A 23,252-nucleotide genomic window follows, 5' to 3' on the forward strand; every position below is an offset into this window, starting at 1 on the left:
AGCAGGATCACAAATCGAAATCCATGAGATTTTCAGAGATTTCGTCGAAATTATCCGCGGCAGCATCGTTGAATGCTGTCCAGCGTGTTTCATCCCAGATCTCGATCCGATCGGAAACGCCGACGATCACACAATTCTTGGCTAATTGCGCGTAACTTAATAATGGTTTGGCAATGTTGATGCGGCCTTGCTTATCAAATTCCTGCTCCGTTGCCGCAGCATAGAAGAAACGAACAAAGGCCCGGGCGTCTTTCTTGGTCAGGGGTAACTGATCCAATTTGGCTTCCAGCGCTTGCCATTTGGCCATGGGATAACCGAACAAACAGCCATCCATCCCACGGGTCAATACAAAGGATTCGCCCAGCTCGGCGCGAAACTTGGCCGGCATGATCACGCGTCCCTTAGCATCCAAGCTATGGTGAAATTCACCCATCAACATTTTCTCACCCCCGTTATTCTTAAATTTTACCACATCCCCCCACTATTAACCACCCGAATCCACCTTTCTCCCACTTTTCTCAAACAACAAAAAAAGCCCAAGCAGCAAGGGCTTAGGCAATGAGCGATTGATTCGTAATCATTTTTTAATAATTTATTCAGAAAGCGTTTCCAACAAGATGAGCGCTTCGCCTATTTGGCCAAGACCCAAACGAGAATAAACGGGTACCAAATACCGGAGATTGCCAAGTAAAACCGCCATAATCCTAAGAAAAACGATTTCAGTTTTAGGTCATCTTTAACTTTCACCAAGTAGACGGCGTAAATCAACGCCCAGGCACAAACCGCGATCAGGCTGTACGCCCACGTCCGCTTGATGGCCACGCTTTGCGCCAATAGATCCATCGCCACGGTCAAGATCGGTGGTAATAAGAAATAAATCGGGATCCGCCGATCACTTAAGCGTCGCGCCGCGATCGTGAGCAAAAGACCTAGGGCCAAGCCCAACCAAGGTAAGCCGATCCCAAGGATAAGTGCGGTTTTTGAAGTCATTTAAAGGTTCCTTTCAAGAAACGGTGATTGAATTTTAACTGATTTTTAGGTAGAATAACGTTAATAAGTTAGCAAATGAGGTGTCGATTTGAGAGAGAAGAAAAAGACCAGTACTTTTACCAAAATCACGAAGGTTTTCGTTTGGCTGATGATCATCGTTACGCTTGCTGGGGTTGTTTTTGGTGCGATCAGTTCTATGGGCATATTCTAGCGCACAGCTGATTGGTTTCATTTTACCGCAAAATCATTGATTACGCAGTATAATTCGCCACTCACGTCATTTCCGAGCTATTTCGCCGAAACATCTGGCCAATCCCCACTTGTCGGCTAGCATTCCTGACGTTGAGCGAGGAGCCGTACCGTCGTTTAATTCACAACTAAAAAAAGACTGATTCTGGTTAAGTGCTTGGGCCCTCGCCCTGGTTTAACCGAATCAGTCTTTTTCTTCTTTCGTCTTAGTCAACGCAACTAACGCCGTTTCGGCCGCCCGCGACGGTCAAGGCTTGGCCCTCGCTTACAGATTACGGCGTAGTAACTGCGGGATCAGCCCCACGAGTAAACTGATCACAATCGCTCCGAGGATCGCGTTGGCGACGAAACTGCCGCCATTGATCACCAATGAATAGACCCAGGCCGATTGTCCCTTAGGCGCGTATGATCCCCAGAAAAACACACCGGAAAGATAATGAACCGCGTACTTGGCGAAATCGCCAATCAAGAACCCTAGGATTGCCCAAAGCGCCGCCAGTTTCCGCTGATCCTGGGCCAAGGCGTGATCGACTTGAGGCTTGACCAATCCAATCAATCCTGCCAAAGCGAAGGGAACGGGGTAATCTAAGATGATCTGGATCGGGTGCAATAAGGAGCCACTGCCCCGTAGCCACATGTCCAACAAGCCCCAGATCAAGCCGGCAACCATCCCTGGCACCACGCCGCGGCGGTAACAATAAATTGCGATCGGGATCAATCCATAGGCCAATTGGATCGAAGAAACGCCGAAATCATGGGGCACATAGGTCAAGGCCATCGCTAGCCCCGCAAAGATCGCGCCCTCCACCATTGTTTTGAGCCGTTCATTTTGTTGCATAAAAAAACTCCTCCTTCGAGACATGACCATCAACAAAGTGGAGTTTTCACTCCATCACAATTCCTACGCGTGTACTGACACAACAGGTTCAAGGGTCTGATCCGAAATCACTCTCAGCTATAATAGCTCCCCTTTGTGATGGCATATTCGATTTTTCGTTACTTCCACATTAAACAGGGTTTTGGGGCGCTTGTCAAGCAGGCGAATCGTTGAAACCGCTGACATCGACAAACCCTGGTGAGTGCTGATGGCCCCCCACTTTAAGCGCCGATTTTAATGGCTAGATCTTGCTTAAACCACTTCTCGCTTAAGCGACTGATCGTGCCATTCTGGCTAAGCTTCGCCAGAGCCGTGTTGAGACGCCGCCGCAACTTAGTGTCTGACTTGCGCAGTCCCACCGCAAAAGTTTCCTCGGGATAGCCGCCGCTGATGATCCGATATTGCTTTTGATTGTGTTGCTGACGAATGTAATAGCCCGCGTAGATGCTGTCACCAACGATGCCTTGGATGCGCCCAGCCTGAAGATCCAGAAAGGCAGTGTTGAAATTCTCAAACAGGACGGCGGAATGATCCGCGACAATATTCTTCAAAACTTGGGGCTGCCGCTCAAACAGGGTTTGGCCAGATGAGCCGTTCTGTAACCCGACTTTCTTCCCTTTCATCGCCGCGAAAGACCGAATATTGGCGGCCGTTTTGGTGACTAAAACCTGCTGATTACGCAGATAGGGATCAGAAAAAGCAACTTCACGCTGGCGTTCTTTGGTTTTGGTATAGCCATTCCAAATCAAATCGATCGTGCCATTCTTGAGCTCAGTTTCTTTCATGTTCCAATCGATTGCTTGGAAGGTAACGGGCTGATCCAACTCCCGGCCCACCGCCTTGGCCAGGTCAATATCAAAGCCGGCAAGACTGCCATCTTTTTCTTGAAAACCCATGGGCACGAAGGTGTCGTCCAACCCAACGATCAGGGTTTGGCCGGGTTGATCGACTGCCTTTAAATTACGGAGGGAGCCACAACCAGCTAAACTGAATAATAACCCCATTCCCAGCAGGAGCGTTAGCATTTCTTTTTTTAGGCGCATTGTCATTCCTCCTTGATCAGGATTGGTATGGGGCCAACTGGAAGGTGCGATCCGCGATTTGATCGGCAAAGACCAAATCATGGGTCACCACGATTTGGGTCATCCCGGTGGCTTTAAGTTGCAAAATCAAATCGCGAACACTGTCACGCAAATTGGGATCCAATGCCGAAGTTGGTTCGTCGTAACAAAGGATCCGCGGCTTTAACGCCAAGGCGCGCGCAATTCCCACCCGTTGCTTTTGCCCACCGGATAACTGAAAAGGATATTGATTTGCTTGTTCGGTCAGACCCAATTGAGCGAGCAGTGTTTGTGCCTGCTCAGTGGCCGCTTGGGGACTTAACCCGAAGGTCAGGCGCGGCGCCAGCACAACATTTTCCAGTGTGCTCAGATGTGGAAAAAGGCGGAAGTCTTGGAACACCACGCCGATGACGCCTGCTTTCAGGTTATCCTGAGCTGGGACAAACGGCTGACCATCTAATTCGATTTTGCCGTGATCATAGGGGGTCAATCCGGCGATGATCCGAAGTAACGTGGTTTTCCCGGCGCCGCTAGGACCTACGATACACAAGGTTTGGCCTTCTTCAACGTTGAGCGTTGCCTGATCGATGATCGTGCGTGTGGCGATTTTCTTGGTAATTCCTTGTAATGTCAGCATTGCTTCTTCCTCCTAGTCATAATACGCATAGTGTTTCTCCGCCTGACGCAAGGCCCAGGTCAACACAGCGGTCAACCCCAAGTAAATCGCGGCCACGGCCAGCAGCGGCACCAGGGTCACGTCACGCGCCATGGCAATATTTCCCGCCCGCAGCAGATCACCTAACCCAATCACATAAACCAAGGAAGAGTCCTTGACTAGATTGATCACTTCATTGCCGATCGCCGGAATCACTTTCTTATTGACTTGCGGCAAAATAATATAACGGAACGTTTGGCGGCTATTCAAGCGCAACATCTGGGCGGCCTCAACTTGCCCCTGATCAACGCTCTGCAGACCGCCCCGAAAGATCTCGGCGAAATAAGCGGCATAATTCAACACGAAGGCAAATAGCGCGGCAGCGTAACGTTCCAACACGATATGCATCAACGGCAGCCCATAGAAAACAAAAATCAATTGCAGTAACAGTGGTGTCCCGCGCATCAACCAAACATAAAAATCCAACACCGCCCGCAATGGCTTGAACCGCGACCGCAAACCAACGCTAGCCAATAGGCCCAAGGGGATCGCCAAGAGTAACGTCAAGCCAAAGATGCTCAAGGTTACTTTGGTCCCATTCAATAATGCTGGAAAGATCTCACTTAAATACTGCCAACTCATCCAACTCACTCCTTTTTTTAAATGCGCTGTACTCTATCCAAACGTGCTGCACGCAACTGCTTTCTGCGCCGATACGCAATTGTTCCGAAAGCAAAGCCCAGCTTTCAAAACAATTGCTAGGCTAATGCTCAGAAGCTGCCCAGGTCGGCTCGCACTCTTTGGAATACAAAAAACGCCCTCTAAACTATTGCTAGTCTAGAGGGCGTTGATCAACACGGTCCCACCTCTGATTTCCATCCGTCTCACAACGAATGGCTCACTCAGTCCTTGAACTGAACCGATAACGGTGGCGAACCGGGTCGACTTTGGATTACCAAGGTAAAACTGACATCGATCGCAGAATTGTTGTGCATGACCACTTACCTCTCCTTCTCACCAACCAGGAGTTCTCTGAACGCAGCGGTAGCCACCGGGACAATTATTTGCTTAGAATCTGTTAATTATTCATTCATAATAATCACAGACAGACCAAAAGTCAAGTCAAAAATTTGTTTTTTTGGAAAAATTACCGTCCGGTTCACCATGCCACCTTCACCGGATAAGTCCAAGACAAAGTCCCAACCACGCCGAACACTGGCTTGGGAGCGTTTAACGATGGAATAACCGTGACCAAAAGCCTTTCGGGGCCGGTTCTGGTTCCGGCGTTGACTCAACCGGATCCTCTTCCCGCAAGGTCATCAGTGGCACACTATCACCCAGCATCCGCCGGGCAATGTTCCGGTAACCCTGACTGGCCGGATTCTCCGGTGTCAACGTGACCGGTTCGCCTGCATTGGCGGTGGCGATAACGGCATCATCATCGAAAACAATGCCGAGCAAAGGAACCGACAAATGGTCTGTGATTGCTTCAATACTCATCATATCGCCCTGATTCATCAGATTCTTGCGAATTCGGTTGATGATCAGCCGCGGGCCAAACTCCAAATGATGAGCTTCTAAGATACCGACGATCCGATCCGCGTCACTGACCGCCGCATTCTCCGGTGTGGTCACCAAAATCGCCCCATCAGCTCCGGCCACCGCGTTTTCGAAGCCTTGTTCGATGCCTGCGGGGCAGTCCAGGAGTACAAAGTCGAAACTCTCTTTCAGTTGATTGACGATGTTTCGAACTGCTTGGGGGGTCAGGGCGTTCTTGTCAGAGCTTTGCGCCGCTGGCAATAAGAACAGCTTATCTTCCAAGCGGCTGTCCTTAATCAGGGCCTGCTTGAGACTAGCGCGGCCTTGAACAACATCTACGATCGTAAAGATGATCCGATTTTCCAGCCCCAAAACGACGTCCAAATTCCGCAGGCCTAAATCCAGGTCAACCAAACAAACCTTCTTGCCTAATAAGGCCAAGGAGGTCCCAATGTTCGCGGTGGTTGTCGTCTTGCCGACGCCGCCTTTACCAGAAGTGATCACTAAGGCTGTTCCCATTACTGTTCCTCCAACTGTTGGAAGAGTTTAGGCTTGATTTTCTTCAGATCGGTCAATTTAGCCGTCGCCAAATTATGAAGGTCATCGATATAGGTGAATTGTTGGCCTTGGATCTCCGGCTGATCGGCCACGATCTCGACCAGATCGCTGATCCGCAACTGTGCCGCCTGGCGCAAATCACCAGCAATAATCGCCTCACTATTATCAGGGAAGCCCGCGTGAAGAATACCTTCGACCGCGCCGACCACATAAATATTGCGGGAAGCCATTAAGGTCGCGCCTTGATGGACGCTGCCCAAGACGATCACATCGCCTTCATAGAAGACCTCTTGCCCACTACGAATCACCTGGGGAACGAAGTGGAGCGCTTTGCTCTTGAGCAAGGCGGCGACCGTCGTTTGATCCATCACATCCGCCGTGACTTCAATGATTTTAAAATGTTCGAACTGCCCGACCAAGGCATAAAGTCGTTGCCGTTGTTCATCGGTCAGAATGCGCCGACCGGTGCGCACCTTGAAATCGATCTCCCGCGTGCTGGTATCCTCAGCCCGAACCTTTTCCAATAAGGTCGTTAATTCTTGCAAACTGAGCTCGAAGTTGCGTTCCGCTGGAATTTCGATTTCATAGCCATCATTGCGCCCTCTTAAAAAGACATTTTCCACGTCCTTACCTCCCTCGCTTCTGGTGAATAAATTGCAGTAGCCAGCGTGTTGGCCAAAAGAAAATCGCGAATAAAATCACGTTGAGCAAAATTGTTGGTCCTAGCGCGTCACTAATGAAGCTACCCAAAGACGCGCTGGTTAAATTAAAGAAATCAGCTAGAAAGAAGAGAATCACTTGGCCCACCAGCACGGTGATCACGAACGTCCCCAACTGATAGATCGGCTGCTTGCCGAAATAATTCAGCAAGAATTTCGTTAACAGATAGGTCAACGGTCCGATCAACGTGTACAGGCCGATCAATCCCGTATAAAACAAATCATAGGCCAGCCCGCCTAATAGCGCGTACCAGAAGAGCAGATTTGAAGCCGGCATCGCGAACGTACACAGAACCAGGGCCATTAAGAACAACTGGGGCGCCATTTGTAAACTATTATCAAAGAAAAAACCAGAGAAGGCCAGCGATAAGCTACCATCACTGAAAAAACCCAGCAAAATCACTAACGGGATCAACCAACGATGCTGGAATTTCTCTGCCTGCATATTAGTCATCCGCGATCCCCCGATCAATGACGGTCACCACGGTGAAATTATTCAAATTAGCCGCAGGTTTGATATAAATCGTGCTGGCCAGGCCATAGTCATCATCTTTGACCTTGACTACCGTTCCGATCAACAAGCCCGCCGGTGTTAAACCACCTAGCCCAGAGGTCACGACTTTCTGCCCTTTCTTGACTTTGTCGGCGGTCACCAAACGACCCATCTTGAGGGTGGCCGTTTCGGTATCATAACCGGTGATCAAGCCACTGACCGGCGTGCCACCATCAATACTGACCTCGGCCGCGAAACGATTACTCGAACCATTATCACTGGAAATCAACTCTACTTTCGAATTGGTTTGGTTGACCTCAACGATCCGACCGATCAAGCCCGAACCACTCATCACTGGCATGTCTTTCTTCAAGCCCGCCGCGGAACCGCGGTTGATCAGCAGATAGTTTTGCCAATTGATCGGCGAACGACTCATGACCGCCGCGGAAACTTGGGTATAGTCCGTTAACGTGGCGTTCAGTTTCAGCTGTTTCTTTAAGGCGCGATTTTCGTTTTTCAGGGTCTGATTCTCGACTTTGGTCTCGGCCAGCTCCTGGATCTCAGCCTTTAAGGCCTTATTCTCATCATAGGTATTGAAAAGATCTTTAATATTGGCGCTAACGCTACGGACACCGTTGACCGGAGCCGTGATCACATTGCCCACGATCCCCAAAGCGTCATTTCCAAAGCGTTGCACAAAAACAGGCGCCTTGCGATTGTCCCGTAATCCGATGGAAACGGATAACATTCCAAAGACGGCGATCAACGTGACCATCACGATAATCAACTTTTTGTTGGAAAAAAACTTATTCATTAAATCCTCCACAAATCAAAAAAGCGGGCACGCCCGCATTTTCGGATTTTAATGTTTCCGTTTCATAACTTCAATACTCTTGAGGGATTCCCCAGTACCGATGGCCACACAATCAAGCGGGTCTTGGGCGATGAACACCGGAACTTTAGTGGCATCTGAAATAACTTCAGGCAGATTCTTTAATAACGCGCCGCCCCCGGTCAAAACGATCCCATGGTCGATCACGTCAGCGGCAATCTCAGGTGAGGTCTCTTCCAAGGTCTCCTTGATCGCCGCAATAATTGCTTCGATCACTTCCTGAATCGCATTCGCAATATCAGTCGCGGAAACTTCGATTGTTTTCGGCAAACCAGTGATCAGGTCACGACCGCGAATCGTCATATCCTCTAACTCGCCAGCCTTGTCCACGGAAGCCGAGCCGATCTGGATCTTAACTTGCTCAGACGTCCGTTCACCGATCAATAAATTGAAATGTTGACGAATGTATGAAGTGATCGATTCATCGATCTTATCGCCGGCCATGCGGATCGACCGTGAGGATACGATCCCGCCTAACGAGATCGTTGCCACATCAGTGGTCCCACCGCCAATATCCACAACCATGCTGCCGGTAGGATCCATAATTGGCAATCCAGCGCCAACTGCTGCGGCGAAGGGTTCTTCGATCACGTAGGCCTCGCGAGCGCCAGCGACCCGAGTTGCATCGATCACCGCCCGTTTTTCGACTTCGGTCACCCCACTGGGCACACAAACCATCACATAAGGCTTGCCGCCACCCACGGTTTTCTCAATAAAGTATTTCATCATCGCAGCAGTCGTGTCATAATCCGCGATCACGCCATCTTTCATTGGCCGAATCGCGACGATACTTGCAGGAGTTCGGCCGATCATATCACGAGCTTCAGAACCAACCGCAATGATCTCGCCGGTTTTTGAATTTTTTGCAACGACAGAAGGTTCATTGAGGACAATGCCCTTACCTTCACTATAAACTAATGTATTGGCTGTACCTAAATCAATGCCAATATTCTTCGCACCGAATCCTAGCAATGTTTTCTCTCCTTAAATTCCAAGTTTATACTAATTGGAATTATACCATAATGGCAAAACGTTAAAAAGTATTCACTAAGAAATCTTAAAGAAATGGTCACCACCTGATTCGGCGCGCTGACCTAGACCAAAATAAACTTAGCAAGTTCTATTCTAACAGGAAACGGGCGAAAGTGCACATTAATGGCGAAATGAAATTACTGCACTGGACCTCACAATAAATCTTCTTCACGTAACGACAAATAATTATCATGGCCGATGATCAAATGGTCGAGGCATTCAATGCCCATCAACTCACCACACTGAACCAGTCGCTTCGAAAATTCCAAGTCATTACTGGAAGGCGTGGTTTGACCACTGGGATGGTTGTGCAAACAGATCAGCCGTGCCGCCGACAACAAAACCGCATAATGATAAATCTCCCGCGGATGCGCTACAGAACTGTTCAACCCGCCTGTAAAAATGATCCGCTCTTGGATCACTTGATTTTTGGTATCCAAATAGACCACCACCAATTGTTCCTGTTGGCAACCGCGAAACTTCTTGACCATTTCTTGACCCAACATCCGCGACGATAAGACAACGCCCTGACGCAATTGCATTTGCCGGAGCGACCGCCGCCCTAATTCGAAGGCAGCCTGCAATTCAATGGCCTTCGTGGGTCCAATTCCTGGATAGCGGGTCAATTCTGCTAAGCTCCCTCGGGCCAAAAAAGCTAAATTCCCAAACTCCTGCAACAATTGTGCGGCCAATTGTGCCGTACTCCATTTAGCCGTGCCCGTCCGCAAAATAATCTGCAACAACTCTTGATCCGTGGCGGCGCTAACCCCATGTTGATACACGGTTTCCCGCGGTCGCAAGGTGATCATGGTCGCTGCCTGCCCACCATCACTGATCACATTCGTCTCCTGCTTTCTCATCAAAAAATCACCCTTTCGTTTATAAATACGAAAGAGTGATCCGCTTTATTTTTTTGTTTTTGGAAAGAAGTCCGTTGCTGGAGCTACACCGCAGCAATCAACCTGCCACGCCAAATTTAGCGAGCAAACAGCTAGTCGGCCAATAAATAATGGCGCACCTCGGTGATCAGATAAAACGACCCGGCAAAGAGAAACACCCCAGCGCCACCTGATGCCTGAAGCGCGTTCTGAAACGCTTGTTGCCAGGTGGCCGCATAGGTGAAGGGCGCGGCGATCTGTTGTTGCAATTGCGCCTGATCAGCCGCCCGGGGATTATCCGCAACGGTGGTCCAAGTCACCTGCCAGTTAGTGGCGGCCAGTAACGCAGCGACTTGGCGAATGTCTTTATCCGCCATCATTCCCATCGTTAAATAGATTGGCTGACCGGCAAAGACCCGCTTGACCGTGGCAATCAGCTCCGTGATAGCCGGAATATTATGGGCGCCATCCAAAACCAGCAAAGGTTCCTGACTAATGACTTCCAAACGCCCCGGCACTTGGAAATCTGCCAAAACTTGCCGTACCACGCGAGCATCCAACTGACTGTGACGCTGATCCAACCAAGCTGCCGCCGCCGCCAGCGCCAAACTTGCATCAGCCACCTGCCAAGTCGCCAGCGCTGGCATTCGCAAATGACGCAGGGGCGCGGACAAGTCGGCGCCCACCCAGTCAAATTGCACCTGCGGCGGCGACCACTGCAGGTGCTGCGCCTGGATTGCTTGACCAAATTGGTAACCTTTAGCCGCCTGTTGCTGGATCTTCGCCGCGATCAAAGGTTGGACCGCCGCGGGCAACTCACCATAAATCACGGTTTGCTGGGGTTTGATGATCCCGGCTTTTTCCACGGCAATGTCCGCTAGCGTGGGACCGATCAAGTCTTGATGATCCAAGCCAATCGACGTGATCACGCCAACACTGGCGTTGATCACATTTGTGCGATCATGCGCGCCGCCAATGCCCACTTCGATCACGCCTACATCCACCGCTTGCGTCGCGAAATAATTGAACATCAGTAAGGTGACCCACTCAAATTCAGTCAACTCCAACTGCGCCGCCGCTAAAACCGGGCGCATTTCAGTCACCAAGGCAATCAGCTGCTCGTCGGGAATCATTTGATCATCGATTTGGATGCGTTCGTTGAATTTCAACACGAAAGGCGAGGTGAACAACCCCACGCGATAACCCTGAGCGACTAATAACTGACTGATCAAATGACAAGTGGAGCCCTTGCCATTAGTCCCAGTCACATGGATCGTTGGGAATTTATCTTGCGGATTGTCAAATAACGCCAACGCTTGTTTCATCAGATCCAATTTATCACTGCGATGTAACCGCGGTCGCCCGTGTAAAAAAGTCAAAACATCGGTAATTGTGGTCAAACTCAGCCCTCCGTATCTGCGTCTGGCGTGCGCAAGCCCAGTTGGTCACCAGACGGCTTGTTCCCGCCGAAACCTTATTTATTCGCGCTTAATTCAGCGATCCGTTGCTTAACGGCTTCCCGTTGGCTCAAATAATCCACCCGCTTCGACCGTTGTTCATCAACGACTTCCGCCGGTGCTTTAGCAACGAATTTTTCATTGCCTAATTTGCGATCGATCCGGGTCACTTCTTGATCCAAACGGCTGGCTTCCTTTTCAAGGCGTTGGATTTCCTGATCAAGATCGATCAGCTCCGCCAGCGGTACGAAAATCTCCACGTCACTGGTGACTTGCGACATCGCCAGTTTAGGCGCTTTGACGTGCGGTCCAACTTCCAAAGCGGTTGGATTCAGAAAACGTTCAAGGAATTCCAAATTGCTGTTCAACGTGTCCTCGATCGTCGTTGTTTTTGTCCGCAGTAAAATCTCTACTGGCTTGGAGATTGGCGCGTTAGCTTCCGCTCTGATCCCCCGCACACCGCGGATCACGTCGATCAACCCGGTCATTTGTTCCACCGCAACAACATCGTTAAGGTCCTCACTGTATTCAGGATAGTGCGCCACCGTTAATGAACGACCTTCATGAGGCATGCTTAGCCAGATCTTCTCCGTCACAAAAGGCATGATTGGGTGCATCAAACGCAAAATTTGATCCAGCACGTATAATAAGTTCTGCCGCTTATAACGTTTGGCACTTTCGTCATCGCCATTGAGCACCGCTTTACTCATTTCAATATACCAGTCACAGAAGTCATTCCAAATAAAGTTGTACAACAAACGCCCAGACTCACCAAACTCAAACTGATCATTCAAGCGCGTCACTGAGCCGATCGTTTCATTCAAGCGACTGAAGATCCACCGATCCGATAAGTCGAAGCGATCGCGGTCGCGAATCACGCTGCTGGCAGTCGTCTCACCTAAATTCATGATGACAAAACGACTGGCGTTCCAAATCTTGTTGATGAAATTCCAAGCAGAATCCATTTTAGTATAGCTGAAACGGGTGTCTTGTCCCGGCGTCGAACCTGTGGATAAGAACCAGCGCAACGCGTCCGCACCGTATTTCTCGATCACATCCATCGGGTCGATCCCATTTCCCAATGATTTACTCATCTTCCGACCTTGTTCGTCGCGGATCAAGCCGTGGATCAGGGCGTTTTCAAACGGCCGTTTACCTGTGAATTCCAGGCTTTGGAAAATCATCCGCGAAACCCAGAATGGAATAATATCATAGCCGGTCACTAACGTATTGGTTGGGAAGTAACGTTGATAGTCAGCGCTGTCCGTGTTGGGCCAACCCATCGTGGAAAATGGCCACAAAGCGCTGGAGAACCAAGTGTCCAAGACATCGGACTCTTGGTGCCAGTTTTCCGCATCCGCGGGCGCGTTCATCCCCACATAAACTTCGCCGGTGTCATTGCGGTACCAAGCGGGAATGCGGTGCCCCCACCACAATTGCCGGGAAATTACCCAGTCATGGATGTTTTCCATCCATTGGGTGAAGGTCTTCTCAAAACGTTCCGGCACGAAATTGATTTTGTCGGCAGTCTCTTGGTTCTTCAAAGCCATTTCCGCCAAGGGTTTCATTTTGACGAACCATTGCGTCGACAGCCGCGGCTCAACTTGGACGCCAGACCGTTCCGAATGACCCACACTGTGGACGATCTTCTCCACACGCAATAAATAGCCTTGCGCTTGCAAATCAGCGACGATTGCTTTGCGGGCGGCGAAACGATCCAACCCCGCGTATTTGCCGGCCCGTTCATTCATCGTGCCATTATCATTCATGATGTTGATCCGTTCCAGATCATGACGATTGCCGACCTCGAAATCGTTGGGATCATGGGCGGGCGTGATTTTGACGGCGCCGGTCCCGAAATCGATGTCCACATAATGATCTTCGATGATCGGAATCTGGCGATCAGTCAACGGTAATTTGACCATTTTGCCCACCAGTTTCGCATAACGGGGATCGCCGGGATGAACCGCGATCGCCGTGTCACCCAGCATTGTTTCCGGCCGGGTCGTGGCAATCTCGATGTCACCTGAACCATCAGCTAAGGGATAACGCACATGATAGAAACCGCCCTCATCATCTTGGTGGAGCACTTCAATATCCGACAAGGCTGTTTCCAATTGCGGGTCCCAGTTAATGATGTATTCACCGCGATAGATCAGGCCTTTTTGATACATTTTGACGAAAACGGTCCGAACCGCCTCGGATAAACCATCGTCCAAGGTGAACCGCTCCCGATCGTAATCTAAAGATAGCCCCAACTTGGCCCATTGCGCCTTGATCGTAGCCGCATATTCATCTTTCCAAGCCCAGACCTGATCAACAAACTTCTCGCGGCCTAGTTGATGACGATCTTGCCCTTGCGCCCGCAACTTGGCCTCAACCTTGGCCTGGGTCGCGATGCCCGCGTGGTCCATCCCAGGCAGCCACAAGGTATCAAAGCCTTGCATCCGCTTTTGGCGAATGATCATATCCTGTAAAGCTGTATCCCAAGCATGACCCAAGTGCAACTTCCCCGTCACATTGGGCGGTGGGATCACGATCGAATAAGGTTTTGCCTTTTTATCGCCACTAGGTTTGAAAACTTTCTCATCTAACCATTCTTGATATCGACCCGTTTCAACGCTCTTCGGATCATATTTCGGTGCCATTTCTGTTGCCATGTCATCCGCTCCTTCAACTAAATCCCGCCAACAAAAAAATCGCCCTAAAAAACATAGGACGATTTCTGATCGCGGTACCACCTAAATTGAGCATCGCTGCTCCAACTCAATGCAATAACGGCTGCTACCGGCGCAAACTACTGCTTCACTTGCGCAACTCCCAAGCTACCGCTACTGACTGTCTGGGGAAATTTCACACTGACCATTTCCTCACTGACCAGCCGATCAGTACCGCTCTTGTTCAAGGTTGTTGGTTAAATCTTAGCCCAAAAAGCAGCAACGGTCAAGTCCTGACCGCCGAATTTCACAGGATAAACAAACAAGCCCGGTCTAGGCTTAAAGATATTTACGACTCAGTGGCGCAATCGCGTGATCCAAGTAATCAGCCCAATGCAGCAATCACGCCGCCAAAAAATCACGTTGCTGGAAGCAACAAACAAACAGCAATTCGGCTTATTAGCAAGAGGAGCCCAGAGACGATAGCGTAATGCTTACGCTCGAAAGGAATCATCAGCGCGCAGCCCAGAACAACCAAAGTCGCTACAAGAAAATAGCCAAGGACCTGTGGTTGATGCAAAATGAACAGCGTTAAAATCATGGGGACGAGCGCGAGAATTAGCACTGGCGCAATTTTTTTTAAAACGGTGCGTTGCAACTGCCAGGCAGACAAGTTTCGCACCTGAATCAGCACCCAAATATCTTTGAATTCTTGCTCACATCTCACCAGATACCACCAGGCGTTCACCATGATCAGCGTCGAAAGTAGAACAACCCATAAATTACCTCGGAGAAAGCCAAAGGTCATTAAAATCAAGTTTTGCGTTGACAAGGCGAAACGATTCCTGACAACAATCACAAGGGACCCGATCCCAACCGAAACGAGCCAGCCAAATGGCTTAGTTCTCATTATTAGCTACCAATAGACCATCCTCGAGCAAATACATTCGCTGATACTGCACGCTGGGAATGATATCATGGGAAGCAATCAGAACGCTCTTACCTTGATTAGCCAATTTGGCAATCAAATCGCTAAAACCAGCTAGGGAGGGTTCATCCAGTCCTCTTGTCGGCTCGTCCAGCAAAATGATCGACTGATCTTCCATGACAGCCTGAATGATTCCTGCTTTCTGACGCATCCCCACGGAAAACTTGCCCATCTTATCCTTGTTATCCAGGTCAAGGCGCAAGATTTGGGAGAGTTCCTTGACCCAAGGTAAATTGTACGTGCCGCGCAACTCCGCCAAGAATTTCAAGTTAAGCGCCAGCGTTTCAAATTCAAAAAATCCGGGATTTTCAATTAAGGCGCCAAAAACATCTGCGTCACCCTTGACCACACTGCCAGCTGTTGGGGCCAATAATCCCACAATGACCTTAAATAAGGTTGATTTACCAGAACCATTCGCACCAGAAATGTGCGCGACTTCTCCGGGCTGAAGTGTTAGCGAAGCGTTTGTGAGCACTTGCTTTTCTTTAAATCGCATAGCAATACCATCAATCTGTAACATCAATTAACCTCCAATAATGCGCGGTAGTATAACAAACATTTCAATCCAATAATGATATAAAAAATTCAAGCCGATGATCACGATGATCAGTCCTAGCGAGCGCGCGACCAAAAAAGTCATGGCCGCCAACAGGGCGATGATGAGCAATAGGAGTAATCTCGAACCCCAAACAAGGAGTAAGCCTGATAGCGCAGTCGCTGGACCCAGGCTTGCTCCGCCCATGATATAAGTCAACGTTAGTGCGAAATAATAGCCAACCGTTGTAATAATGCCAACCATTCCCAATGCCAGAAACACATTGAATTCTTTGCCCCTGACCGCGACTAAGCCATAAATTGGCCGATTGACCGTGTTGTAGAAAAGTAGCGCGCAAAGCAGCGCGCTTTGCGGAATCAATGTTGTCCAATGTGAGCTGTAAACGCTGATCAATGTATTTGTTGGGGCCAACAGCGCACTAACGATTCCCAGCACGATGGCGAAAATGTACAACTTGACAGACGCCTGGCGAGTTAACAGAGTCTTCATTTACGCGCCCCCCTGCCTAGCCTGCTTTTGCCAAAAGACCAACAGCACCAAACAAACAACCATGTAAAACAGAACAGTTAGGAGATGAAGCGCCAATAATGGCAGCGGCATTGATGAAGTCCCGAAGTTGATTTCACCCGGCGCAATCATTCCCGGCAGAAAGATTGTGTACAAGAACAAACTGCCTTGACCGCCAAGCGCCACGTTCGCGATCCCTGGAAGCAACGAGAACAACAATAGTAATAATGCCGTGGCGGGAAAAATCAGCACGGTTCGTCGAACAAAGAGACTGACCGCGAAACATAAGATAGCACCGATGACCCACCCCACTGTTGAGCACAGCACAAACAGGAGCAGATTCATTGACCCATTAAGGGTGAAGAATGTCGGCAAGCCATTTTTCAAGAAAGAGCTCGCGGGGATCAATGAAATCGGGGCGAACAGGAAATGAATAAGCATTAGTTCCAGGCCAATTTGAACTAGACGAATAATTACCGTCCTGATAGCGATGTGGCAAAGCGCTTGCTTGATAAAGACACGGCGACCAACGCGTGTCACCCACAGATTGAATAACTTGCTATTTTTGCCATAGATAAAGAACCAAAAACAGCTGGTCGGAATAATCACCAACATGATGATCAAGTGCCAGATCGTCTCATTGTTGCCAAATAGCTGCATGCCGTAGAACAAGGCGGTCCCCGCCTCACCTCGACGTAAGATGCCCAGATTTTCATGGATCAAAAGCAGTGTATGGATCACCGTCACCATGGAGATCAGTAATAAGCCCATGAGAAAATATTTCCGCCAAAGTTTGATCAAAATGCCACCTCCGCAATTTGTAAAAGTGAAGCAGACAGTCAGCCGACTATCTGCTTCACAAAAACACTATTCTTTATCTCCTTCTACTTCTTATCAGCACTAAAGTGTAATTTCACGTTACTTTTATTCGGCTCGATTTTTTTCGAGTGAACATCAGCCCAATAGTAGTGATTAATGATGCCAGCATTGTCATTCGCACGCGTAGTCTTATCCTTATAGATCCCCACATAGCCTGTCTTAGGAGCACCATCCGAATTCACCAATCGTACATTATAGCCGAATGCGTTGCTCTGGACATCACCATTAAACGAAGCGTAGTTGTCATTCCTCAATTTGAGAAAATTAATTTCTTGCACCATCACAGTTTGTAATCGATTACATTTTTAGTATACACCCCTTTTTCGAGAACTCAAGTCAATTACAAAATAATTGTGTTTCAAAGGTAAAACAATCTAAAACCGTCATATAACGCTAAACTTAATTTATCCCTTAATCTTTCGAACAAATAACGACGCTATTTCATCGTCATGTACGGTCGTCCCCTAGCAAAGATAGGAGACCATTTTCGTTTGAAATTTCAAGTCAATTCTCGGCCTGCTTACTCCCGTTCCAAATAAATCCCTGTTCTCATTTCCAACTGTTAAAAGCAAGACCCTTCGTGCACCTGCTGTTGGCTAGGTATTCTACGCCGCTTTTATAGCGCCGCCCCGTGAATGTTAGTAAATATTTTGGGAGAGTAAGTAATACAGAAAAAGGCAAACAAAAAAGCTCAGTACATTTGTTAAAAATGAATTGAGCCGTTTTTAAACTGAAAACAGGTTTGAAAGCTGACTGTCGCGCGACCCGTTCCTGCTAGGTGCCATCGGGACAATGTTGTTCCCTAACTACAAGAAGTACAAGCCCGAGACCATCGGCCCGTGGTTATTTCGCCACCGCCGCTTGGCCTCGCTCCGAGAGCAGCAACAGATTCAGAACTTCGGAAGTCAAATCTAAATAGCGCATATTAACAAATTCCGGCAAAATCACCGGCTCAGGGGCAAAACTCAGGATCGAGCGGATACCATTATCGACCAACTTGGCGGATACCTGTTGCAGCGAGTGGCTGGGCACCGTGGAAATGGCGGTGTTGATTTGCAAGCTGGCGATCGTGGCACCCAATTCCGCCATCGGTTGAACGATCACCTGATTGATTTCCTCGCCAATCACCCCTGGATCAGCATCGAAAGCGCAAACGATGGCCATATTGGGATTGCGGCGGAAATTGTTCTTTAATAAGGCGCGACCTAAATTACCGACCCCGACCAGCGCCAGATATTGTGGTTCATCGACTTCAAGAATCTCACCGAAGATTCGGATCAAATGGCCAACATCATAGCCATACCCGCTACGGCCCAACTCACCGAAATAAGAAAAGTCGCGGCGGATCGTCGTTGGTTCGACCTGCGTCGCCGTGCCCAGATCAGCGGACTTGATCCGGCGCGTCCCCTCATCTGCCAAGTTGCAGAGAGTGCGGTAATATAGCGGTAAGCGGGACAGCGTCATTCTAGGAATTCTCGTTGTTTTCTGATTCGTCATCGTTATTCGCTCCGTTTTGTTAAACTCGTCACATTTCGTGATAAGCATACCAAAAAAAGCAAGTTCGTGCAAGCGTTAACAAAAAATATTTCCCACCAAGACGTCATAAAAATGAACAAAACCTTGCGAACAATCACCGCGCAGGTTGGTCCAACGGTTAAATCCCACCACACAAAAAAGTTCAATCAATTTTGATTGAACTTTTTTGATGGGTAGCTATTGTGGGTCTGGCAATGACACGCCACGCAACTGATCCAGCAATAAATTGATTAGAGGATCGATTGGATCTGATCCTGGTCACTTTGCATGAACTCATCATGGCTATGGATCTCGGTGATCTTGACGCCAGCTAACGCCCGCGCCATTAGCGCCGCGCCGTCCAACTGTTCCTCATAATAACGTGCCTTATCTAAACGCGGCTTAGTTTTGGGACGAGGTGGCGCGAAGATCGTACAACAGTCTTCAAAGGGCATGATCGATAAATCGAAGGTATCGATTTCTTCGGCGATTTTAATGATTTCATTCTTATCCATGGTCGCGACCGGCCGAATGACCGGCAAAGTCGTGACATCATTGATGGCGACCATGCTTTCCAAAGTTTGCGAAGCCACTTGACCAACCGATTCGCCGTTGAAAATCGCCAACGCCTCACGCTTCTCCGCTAAAGCCGCCGCTAACCGCAACATAAAGCGCCGTTGCACTGTCATCAGATAGCCTTCTGGGACCGAACGCTTCACTTCTTCTTGGATCTCCGTGAAAGGAACCTCAATGAAATTGATCGTGCCCACATATGGCGCTAACTTGGCCGTCAAAGCTTTCGCCTTGGCCAAGGCCCGTTCTGAAGTATACGGTGGACTGAAGAAATGAACCATTTCAATGGCAACGCCCCGCTTCATAGCCAAGTAGCCGGCCACCGGCGAATCGATCCCGCCAGACAACATCAGCATCGCTTTGCCGGCCGTCCCCACTGGCAGGCCGCCGGCACCTTTGATCGTTTGGGAAGACAAATAAATGCCATCACGGCGAACTTCCACACGTAAGGTCACGTCAGGATATTTCATTTGCGCGGTCAGTTGCGGCAATTGATCATAGATATAATCACCCAACATCAAATTAAGCTGATTGGTGTCATATTCGAAATTATGATCCGACCGACGGGTATTGATCTTAAAAGTCTTCGCGGCTGGGACCAATTCCTGCATCATCGCCAGCGCGGTCTGTTTCAGAATTTCGATATCTTTCGGGATCGTAATACTTGGCGAGAAATTCTGGATACCGAAAACTTGCCGCAACTTCGCCATGACCGCAGTTGAATCGGTCCCATTCAAAGCGATATGCATGCGATCACGTTTGGGATAGATTTTTAAGTCGGGAAATTCGCGCAAGGTCTTGGTAACATTGCCATTGAGCCGGCCGATGAATTCCCGGCGATTCTTACCTTTGGTGGATAACTCACCATAACGAACTGTGATTTCTGTGTATTGCATAATAGCTCCTTTTTCAATCGAATTAGTCGTTTGTCCGCCCGTTCATCCGTTGGAAACGTTGATAGATCCGGGGAAAAACCTGCTTGAACTGGTCAACTTCCGCTTGAGTATTCTGCGCGTCCAAACTGATTCGAACTGCGCTGGTCGCTAGTTTCTCGGGGACTTGCATCGCCTTTAACGTGCCCGATTCAACCCCGGAACGCGAAGAGCAAGCGCTGGTCGTCGACAAATAAATATCCGCTTCTTCCAACGCATGCACCATGGTTTCACCGCGGACACCTGTTAACGCGAAGCACAGGATATGCGGCGCCGCCGGACGATCAAGCGGCGAGAAAATCTTGATATTGGCTAACGGCTGAAGGAAATCGATCAACTGTTGCCGCAATCTCGCTTCATGCTGAGCCTTGGCCGCCTCATCGGTCAGCGCCAAACGTAGGGCCTTACTCATCGCCGCAATGCCTGGGGTGTTCTCCGTACCGCTACGGTGATTCTGCTCTTGACCACCGCCATCGATCAAGTTGACCAATTGACGTCCGCGTTTCGCATAAATGAAGCCGACACCACGGGGTCCATGGAATTTATGGGCGGAAAAGGTGGCAAAATCCACCCGCTCAGGTAAAACTTGGGAAAGGAGATTCTTGCCCACCGCTTGGACGGCATCCACATGGAAATGGATCGTGGGCCGATCAGCCAAGACCGCCGCGATTTCGCGGATCGGTTGGACGGTCCCGATCTCGTTATTGACCGCCATCACCGAAACCAACACCGTATCATCCCGCAACGCCGCCTGCACCTGTTCCGGTCGAACATAGCCTTGCGCATCCACCGGCAAATAGGTCACCGCCCAACCCATTTTCTCTAACGCGGCCGCCGCGTTCAAAACGGCGGGGTGCTCGATGCTCGACACGATCAAATGCCGACCAAAATCCCGTTTCGCCCAAGCGGTCCCCTTGACGATCCAATTGTCGCCCTCGGTTCCGCCACTGGTGAATAGAATCTCATCAGGCTGACAGTGAATCAGCGTCGCGATTTGCTGGCGGGCCGATTGTAACATTTTTAAGGCTTGATCACCTAAATGATGTAAACTGGACGGATTGCCCCAGAATTGTTCTGAAACCGCCTGATAAGTCGCCAAAACGGCGGGATCGATTTTTGTCGTGGCACTGTTATCGAAATAAATCAAAATCTAAACTCCTTTTTGAAACGTGCTGACCGCCCCAGCTCCCTGCGCTTAACTAAACAATGGTTCCGGAAGCAAAGTGCGGCTGCCAAAACAGTTGCTAGGCTAATGCTCAGAAGCTACCCGGGTCGGTTCGCACTCTTATAAATTAAAGAAAACACACCAAGTAGGTCCAAGGCAATTAGCTCATGCTCTTGGCGACTTAGTGTGTCTATTGTTGCCGACACGCGTAATCCTGTCAATTATAAAGGAGCGCTAGGCAACAAACAAGTTATTTTTCTCGAAAATAAAGATGGTCGGTCAGGCCGCGCTTGGCTAGTTCGTTGCCGCAGCGTAATAGGCCTGCTCAATGCGCTTGAACGAACCTGGCTCGATCTGTTCCAAAGCGGTTGCGATCGTATCCAACGCCTGCTTGTAGGCAAACGATGACTGATAAAGATCCTTCGTCTGCGCCACCGAATCAGCCAACGTCGGGTTCGCGTAAGCATAACGATTGGCATACTGTAAGGCTTGCTCCGTCAATATCGCCGCGTCCCGAAGATCCTTCGACTTCTGCGTCAAATTATTCAAATCTTCTTGGGTCATGATCAATTGCTTGGTGATGTCCTCGATATTGATCTGGACTTGGTTCAAATTATCATCCAATTTGGCGATTTCTTCCTTGACCATGTTGAAGTAATCCAAATAATCTTGCGGCAATCCTGGCAAATGCAACTGCTCGATCTCCCGCTGGATACTCTTCAAGTCGATGACAAATTGACGCACACCTTGCTTGGCCACCTTCTCGCCCTCGAAGAGCGACGAAACATCGTTACTGATCTTGAATTGTTGCTGCTCGATCTCGGTCAATTTCTGGTTGATTTCCTCAAAAAGTGCCACCGACTCAGTGTCAACCGCCTTTTTCTCAGCAATGGCCTGGATCTGATCGTCATACTGACGTTGCCGCTCCTGAATTTCCTTTTGCATGCCCTGAGTATCTTCTAACTCATGATGATTCAAGACGTAACTCTGGTTAAGATGATCCAAGGAATCCAGCAATTTCGTAGTTTGCGCACTGGCATGATTCAGAAATTCCAAGGTCGTTTTTTGCAAAACACCCACTTGTTGGCGTGCCTTCAACTCATCTTCAAGCCGTTGATACAGCAGATCGATCTGCTGACTGACTTTCTGATTCTGTTGTTCAACGGTGGTAATGTCTAATTGCGCCAGTTCTTCAATGATTGCCTGAAGCTGCTGTTGCAATAAGGTCACCTTATCCCCAATATTCGGTTCGGGAAATTGATAATCTTCGGCCACCATCTTCTGATAAACATCGGTGATTTCCTTCAACTGATCAGGAAATTCGGTGGCAAGTTCAGTGTAGCGCGGCGGGATCCGCTTCATCAAGTCTTTGATCGCCCACAGACGGGTCCGGGCTTCCTGCAACTCGGCTTCCGCCTTGAGATGGTCCCCTTGTTGCGACAAATTCTTGATCGAATCGAAGCGCTCATCAAAATCAGCCAATCGATTCTCCAATTGGTCGACAGCGGGCCCGAATTCAAATGATTTGGTCAAGATCAACTTGCGGATCTTCCGATAAGACTCCAGCAGATCCTTGGTTGCCGTCTGATTCTGCTCGTCACTATTCAGTAACTGCTCCAGAACCTTGGCAACTTCATCAGTCGCAACTTGCGCCCTTTGTAACAGCGTTTCCGCTGCCTCGATCTTGTTGTTGGCTGAGAAAACCGCAAATTTCTGGTTGGCCGCGTCCGCATCAAACATATTCTGATAAAGTTCCGCATACGTATCATTCAACAACAAATAATACTTCTGATGCCACTTCTCCAAGGTATCACGACTGGACCCAGCTAACTCCATATTCTCCAGCTGATCGATCGTTTTATAGATCGGGCGGTTAGTCATTTCCTCGAATGCGTCATTCAGTTTGCCCAAACGTTTGTCGTTCCGTCCTCGTTTGATTGCGGCTAACAAGAGTAAAACGAGAATCACGATCACAATGGCGAGTACGATAAAAAACCACTTTTGCACGATAATTTACACCCCTACGACGAATCGGCTTGCATCCGTTTTCTATATTCGTTACAATCTTATTAAATTATAG

Annotated in this window: 23 protein-coding genes, 1 riboswitch and 1 other annotated feature; of the genes, 1 reads left to right on the forward strand and 22 read right to left on the reverse strand. The window is 49.1% G+C overall.

Going from position 1 to position 23,252, the window contains the following annotated elements:
* Window positions 1-7 precede the first annotated feature (7 nt).
* A complete protein-coding gene (gene mraZ / locus ACYVSB_RS03385) occupies window positions 8-439 on the reverse strand; it encodes a division/cell wall cluster transcriptional repressor MraZ (RefSeq protein ID WP_125599272.1) in 432 nt (143 codons plus the stop codon).
* A 191-nt stretch (window positions 440-630) separates the two neighbouring features.
* Window positions 631-990: a DUF3397 family protein gene (locus ACYVSB_RS03390; RefSeq protein WP_461218422.1), complete on the reverse strand. Its 360-nt coding sequence runs from the start codon at window positions 988-990 to the stop codon at window positions 631-633.
* An 88-nt stretch (window positions 991-1,078) separates the two neighbouring features.
* On the opposite strand from ACYVSB_RS03390, the gene ACYVSB_RS03395 reads away from it, so the two are divergent.
* Window positions 1,079-1,201, forward strand: a complete 123-nt coding sequence (locus ACYVSB_RS03395) for a DUF4044 domain-containing protein (RefSeq protein ID WP_125599216.1) — start codon at window positions 1,079-1,081, stop codon at window positions 1,199-1,201.
* Between the two features lie 303 nt (window positions 1,202-1,504).
* Here ACYVSB_RS03395 and thiT read toward each other — a convergent pair whose 3' ends face one another.
* The 20 genes from thiT to ACYVSB_RS03495 form a co-directional block, all read right to left on the reverse strand.
* Window positions 1,505-2,077: an energy-coupled thiamine transporter ThiT gene (gene thiT, locus ACYVSB_RS03400; RefSeq protein ID WP_125599205.1), complete on the reverse strand. Its 573-nt coding sequence runs from the start codon at window positions 2,075-2,077 to the stop codon at window positions 1,505-1,507.
* A gap of 43 nt (window positions 2,078-2,120) precedes the next feature.
* A riboswitch (TPP riboswitch) is annotated at window positions 2,121-2,220 on the reverse strand.
* Between the two features lie 117 nt (window positions 2,221-2,337).
* Window positions 2,338-3,159, reverse strand: a complete 822-nt coding sequence (locus ACYVSB_RS03405) for an amino acid ABC transporter substrate-binding protein (RefSeq protein ID WP_125599202.1) — start codon at window positions 3,157-3,159, stop codon at window positions 2,338-2,340.
* Window positions 3,160-3,175: 16 nt separating this feature from the next.
* On the reverse strand, window positions 3,176-3,814 hold the full coding sequence (locus ACYVSB_RS03410) for an amino acid ABC transporter ATP-binding protein (protein ID WP_125599199.1): 639 nt from the start codon (window positions 3,812-3,814) through the stop codon (window positions 3,176-3,178).
* A gap of 12 nt (window positions 3,815-3,826) precedes the next feature.
* Window positions 3,827-4,474: an amino acid ABC transporter permease gene (locus ACYVSB_RS03415; protein WP_125599197.1), complete on the reverse strand. Its 648-nt coding sequence runs from the start codon at window positions 4,472-4,474 to the stop codon at window positions 3,827-3,829.
* A gap of 588 nt (window positions 4,475-5,062) precedes the next feature.
* Window positions 5,063-5,890, reverse strand: coding sequence for a septum site-determining protein MinD (gene minD, locus ACYVSB_RS03420; RefSeq protein WP_125599194.1), 828 nt, complete (start codon window positions 5,888-5,890; stop codon window positions 5,063-5,065).
* On the reverse strand, window positions 5,890-6,552 hold the full coding sequence (locus tag ACYVSB_RS03425; RefSeq protein ID WP_125599191.1) for a septum site-determining protein MinC: 663 nt from the start codon (window positions 6,550-6,552) through the stop codon (window positions 5,890-5,892). The genes minD and ACYVSB_RS03425 overlap by 1 nt, the downstream gene beginning before the upstream one ends.
* Window positions 6,553-6,556: 4 nt before the next feature.
* Complete coding sequence (mreD, locus tag ACYVSB_RS03430; RefSeq protein ID WP_125599188.1) at window positions 6,557-7,102, reverse strand: rod shape-determining protein MreD; 546 nt, start codon at window positions 7,100-7,102, stop codon at window positions 6,557-6,559.
* Window positions 7,095-7,955 carry a rod shape-determining protein MreC gene (gene mreC, locus ACYVSB_RS03435; protein WP_125599185.1) on the reverse strand — a complete coding sequence of 287 codons (861 nt, stop codon included), beginning with the start codon at window positions 7,953-7,955 and terminating at the stop codon, window positions 7,095-7,097. The genes mreD and mreC overlap by 8 nt, the downstream gene beginning before the upstream one ends.
* Window positions 7,956-8,003: 48 nt before the next feature.
* Window positions 8,004-9,005, reverse strand: coding sequence for a rod shape-determining protein (locus ACYVSB_RS03440; protein WP_125599182.1), 1,002 nt, complete (start codon window positions 9,003-9,005; stop codon window positions 8,004-8,006).
* Window positions 9,006-9,217: 212 nt separating this feature from the next.
* Complete coding sequence (gene radC, locus ACYVSB_RS03445) at window positions 9,218-9,925, reverse strand: RadC family protein (protein ID WP_461218423.1); 708 nt, start codon at window positions 9,923-9,925, stop codon at window positions 9,218-9,220.
* A 131-nt stretch (window positions 9,926-10,056) separates the two neighbouring features.
* Window positions 10,057-11,343 carry a bifunctional folylpolyglutamate synthase/dihydrofolate synthase gene (locus tag ACYVSB_RS03450; RefSeq protein ID WP_461218424.1) on the reverse strand — a complete coding sequence of 429 codons (1,287 nt, stop codon included), beginning with the start codon at window positions 11,341-11,343 and terminating at the stop codon, window positions 10,057-10,059.
* Between the two features lie 74 nt (window positions 11,344-11,417).
* Complete coding sequence (locus ACYVSB_RS03455; RefSeq protein WP_461218425.1) at window positions 11,418-14,060, reverse strand: valine--tRNA ligase; 2,643 nt, start codon at window positions 14,058-14,060, stop codon at window positions 11,418-11,420.
* Window positions 14,061-14,111: 51 nt separating this feature from the next.
* Window positions 14,112-14,314: a binding site (T-box leader), on the reverse strand.
* Between the two features lie 161 nt (window positions 14,315-14,475).
* Complete coding sequence (locus ACYVSB_RS03460; protein WP_461218426.1) at window positions 14,476-14,967, reverse strand: hypothetical protein; 492 nt, start codon at window positions 14,965-14,967, stop codon at window positions 14,476-14,478.
* On the reverse strand, window positions 14,957-15,565 hold the full coding sequence (locus ACYVSB_RS03465) for an ATP-binding cassette domain-containing protein (RefSeq protein WP_461218427.1): 609 nt from the start codon (window positions 15,563-15,565) through the stop codon (window positions 14,957-14,959). The genes ACYVSB_RS03460 and ACYVSB_RS03465 overlap by 11 nt, the downstream gene beginning before the upstream one ends.
* A 3-nt stretch (window positions 15,566-15,568) precedes the next feature.
* Entirely contained in the window at window positions 15,569-16,090 is a 522-nt protein-coding gene (locus ACYVSB_RS03470) for a hypothetical protein (RefSeq protein WP_461218428.1), read from the reverse strand.
* Entirely contained in the window at window positions 16,091-16,909 is an 819-nt protein-coding gene (locus tag ACYVSB_RS03475; RefSeq protein ID WP_461218429.1) for a hypothetical protein, read from the reverse strand.
* A gap of 921 nt (window positions 16,910-17,830) precedes the next feature.
* Complete coding sequence (locus ACYVSB_RS03480; RefSeq protein WP_125599164.1) at window positions 17,831-18,484, reverse strand: redox-sensing transcriptional repressor Rex; 654 nt, start codon at window positions 18,482-18,484, stop codon at window positions 17,831-17,833.
* A gap of 269 nt (window positions 18,485-18,753) precedes the next feature.
* Window positions 18,754-19,971, reverse strand: a complete 1,218-nt coding sequence (thiI, locus tag ACYVSB_RS03485) for a tRNA uracil 4-sulfurtransferase ThiI (RefSeq protein ID WP_461218430.1) — start codon at window positions 19,969-19,971, stop codon at window positions 18,754-18,756.
* Window positions 19,972-19,993: 22 nt separating this feature from the next.
* Entirely contained in the window at window positions 19,994-21,154 is a 1,161-nt protein-coding gene (locus ACYVSB_RS03490) for a cysteine desulfurase family protein (RefSeq protein WP_461218431.1), read from the reverse strand.
* A 312-nt stretch (window positions 21,155-21,466) separates the two neighbouring features.
* On the reverse strand, window positions 21,467-23,179 hold the full coding sequence (locus ACYVSB_RS03495) for a septation ring formation regulator EzrA (protein ID WP_461218432.1): 1,713 nt from the start codon (window positions 23,177-23,179) through the stop codon (window positions 21,467-21,469).
* Window positions 23,180-23,252 lie beyond the last annotated feature (73 nt).

This window comes from Lapidilactobacillus salsurivasis (assembly GCF_054785215.1).

Excerpts from the sequence above, each read along its gene's own strand:
- mreC (WP_125599185.1), bottom strand. The coding sequence starts at position 7,955 with ATGAATAAGTTTTTTTCCAACAAAAAGTTGATTATCGTGATGGTCACG.
- ACYVSB_RS03465 (WP_461218427.1), bottom strand. The coding sequence starts at position 15,565 with ATGTTACAGATTGATGGTATTGCTATGCGATTTAAAGAAAAGCAAGTG.
- ACYVSB_RS03455 (WP_461218425.1), bottom strand. The coding sequence starts at position 14,060 with ATGGCAACAGAAATGGCACCGAAATATGATCCGAAGAGCGTTGAAACG.
- ACYVSB_RS03405 (WP_125599202.1), bottom strand. The coding sequence starts at position 3,159 with ATGCGCCTAAAAAAAGAAATGCTAACGCTCCTGCTGGGAATGGGGTTA.
- radC (WP_461218423.1), bottom strand. The coding sequence starts at position 9,925 with ATGAGAAAGCAGGAGACGAATGTGATCAGTGATGGTGGGCAGGCAGCG.
- mreD (WP_125599188.1), bottom strand. The coding sequence starts at position 7,102 with ATGACTAATATGCAGGCAGAGAAATTCCAGCATCGTTGGTTGATCCCG.
- ACYVSB_RS03390 (WP_461218422.1), bottom strand. The coding sequence starts at position 990 with ATGACTTCAAAAACCGCACTTATCCTTGGGATCGGCTTACCTTGGTTG.
- mraZ (WP_125599272.1), bottom strand. The coding sequence starts at position 439 with ATGTTGATGGGTGAATTTCACCATAGCTTGGATGCTAAGGGACGCGTG.
- ACYVSB_RS03415 (WP_125599197.1), bottom strand. The coding sequence starts at position 4,474 with ATGAGTTGGCAGTATTTAAGTGAGATCTTTCCAGCATTATTGAATGGG.
- ACYVSB_RS03470 (WP_461218428.1), bottom strand. The coding sequence starts at position 16,090 with ATGAAGACTCTGTTAACTCGCCAGGCGTCTGTCAAGTTGTACATTTTC.
- ACYVSB_RS03480 (WP_125599164.1), bottom strand. The coding sequence starts at position 18,484 with ATGACGAATCAGAAAACAACGAGAATTCCTAGAATGACGCTGTCCCGC.
- thiI (WP_461218430.1), bottom strand. The coding sequence starts at position 19,971 with ATGCAATACACAGAAATCACAGTTCGTTATGGTGAGTTATCCACCAAA.
- ACYVSB_RS03410 (WP_125599199.1), bottom strand. The coding sequence starts at position 3,814 with ATGCTGACATTACAAGGAATTACCAAGAAAATCGCCACACGCACGATC.
- thiT (WP_125599205.1), bottom strand. The coding sequence starts at position 2,077 with ATGCAACAAAATGAACGGCTCAAAACAATGGTGGAGGGCGCGATCTTT.
- ACYVSB_RS03460 (WP_461218426.1), bottom strand. The coding sequence starts at position 14,967 with ATGAGAACTAAGCCATTTGGCTGGCTCGTTTCGGTTGGGATCGGGTCC.
- minD (WP_125599194.1), bottom strand. The coding sequence starts at position 5,890 with ATGGGAACAGCCTTAGTGATCACTTCTGGTAAAGGCGGCGTCGGCAAG.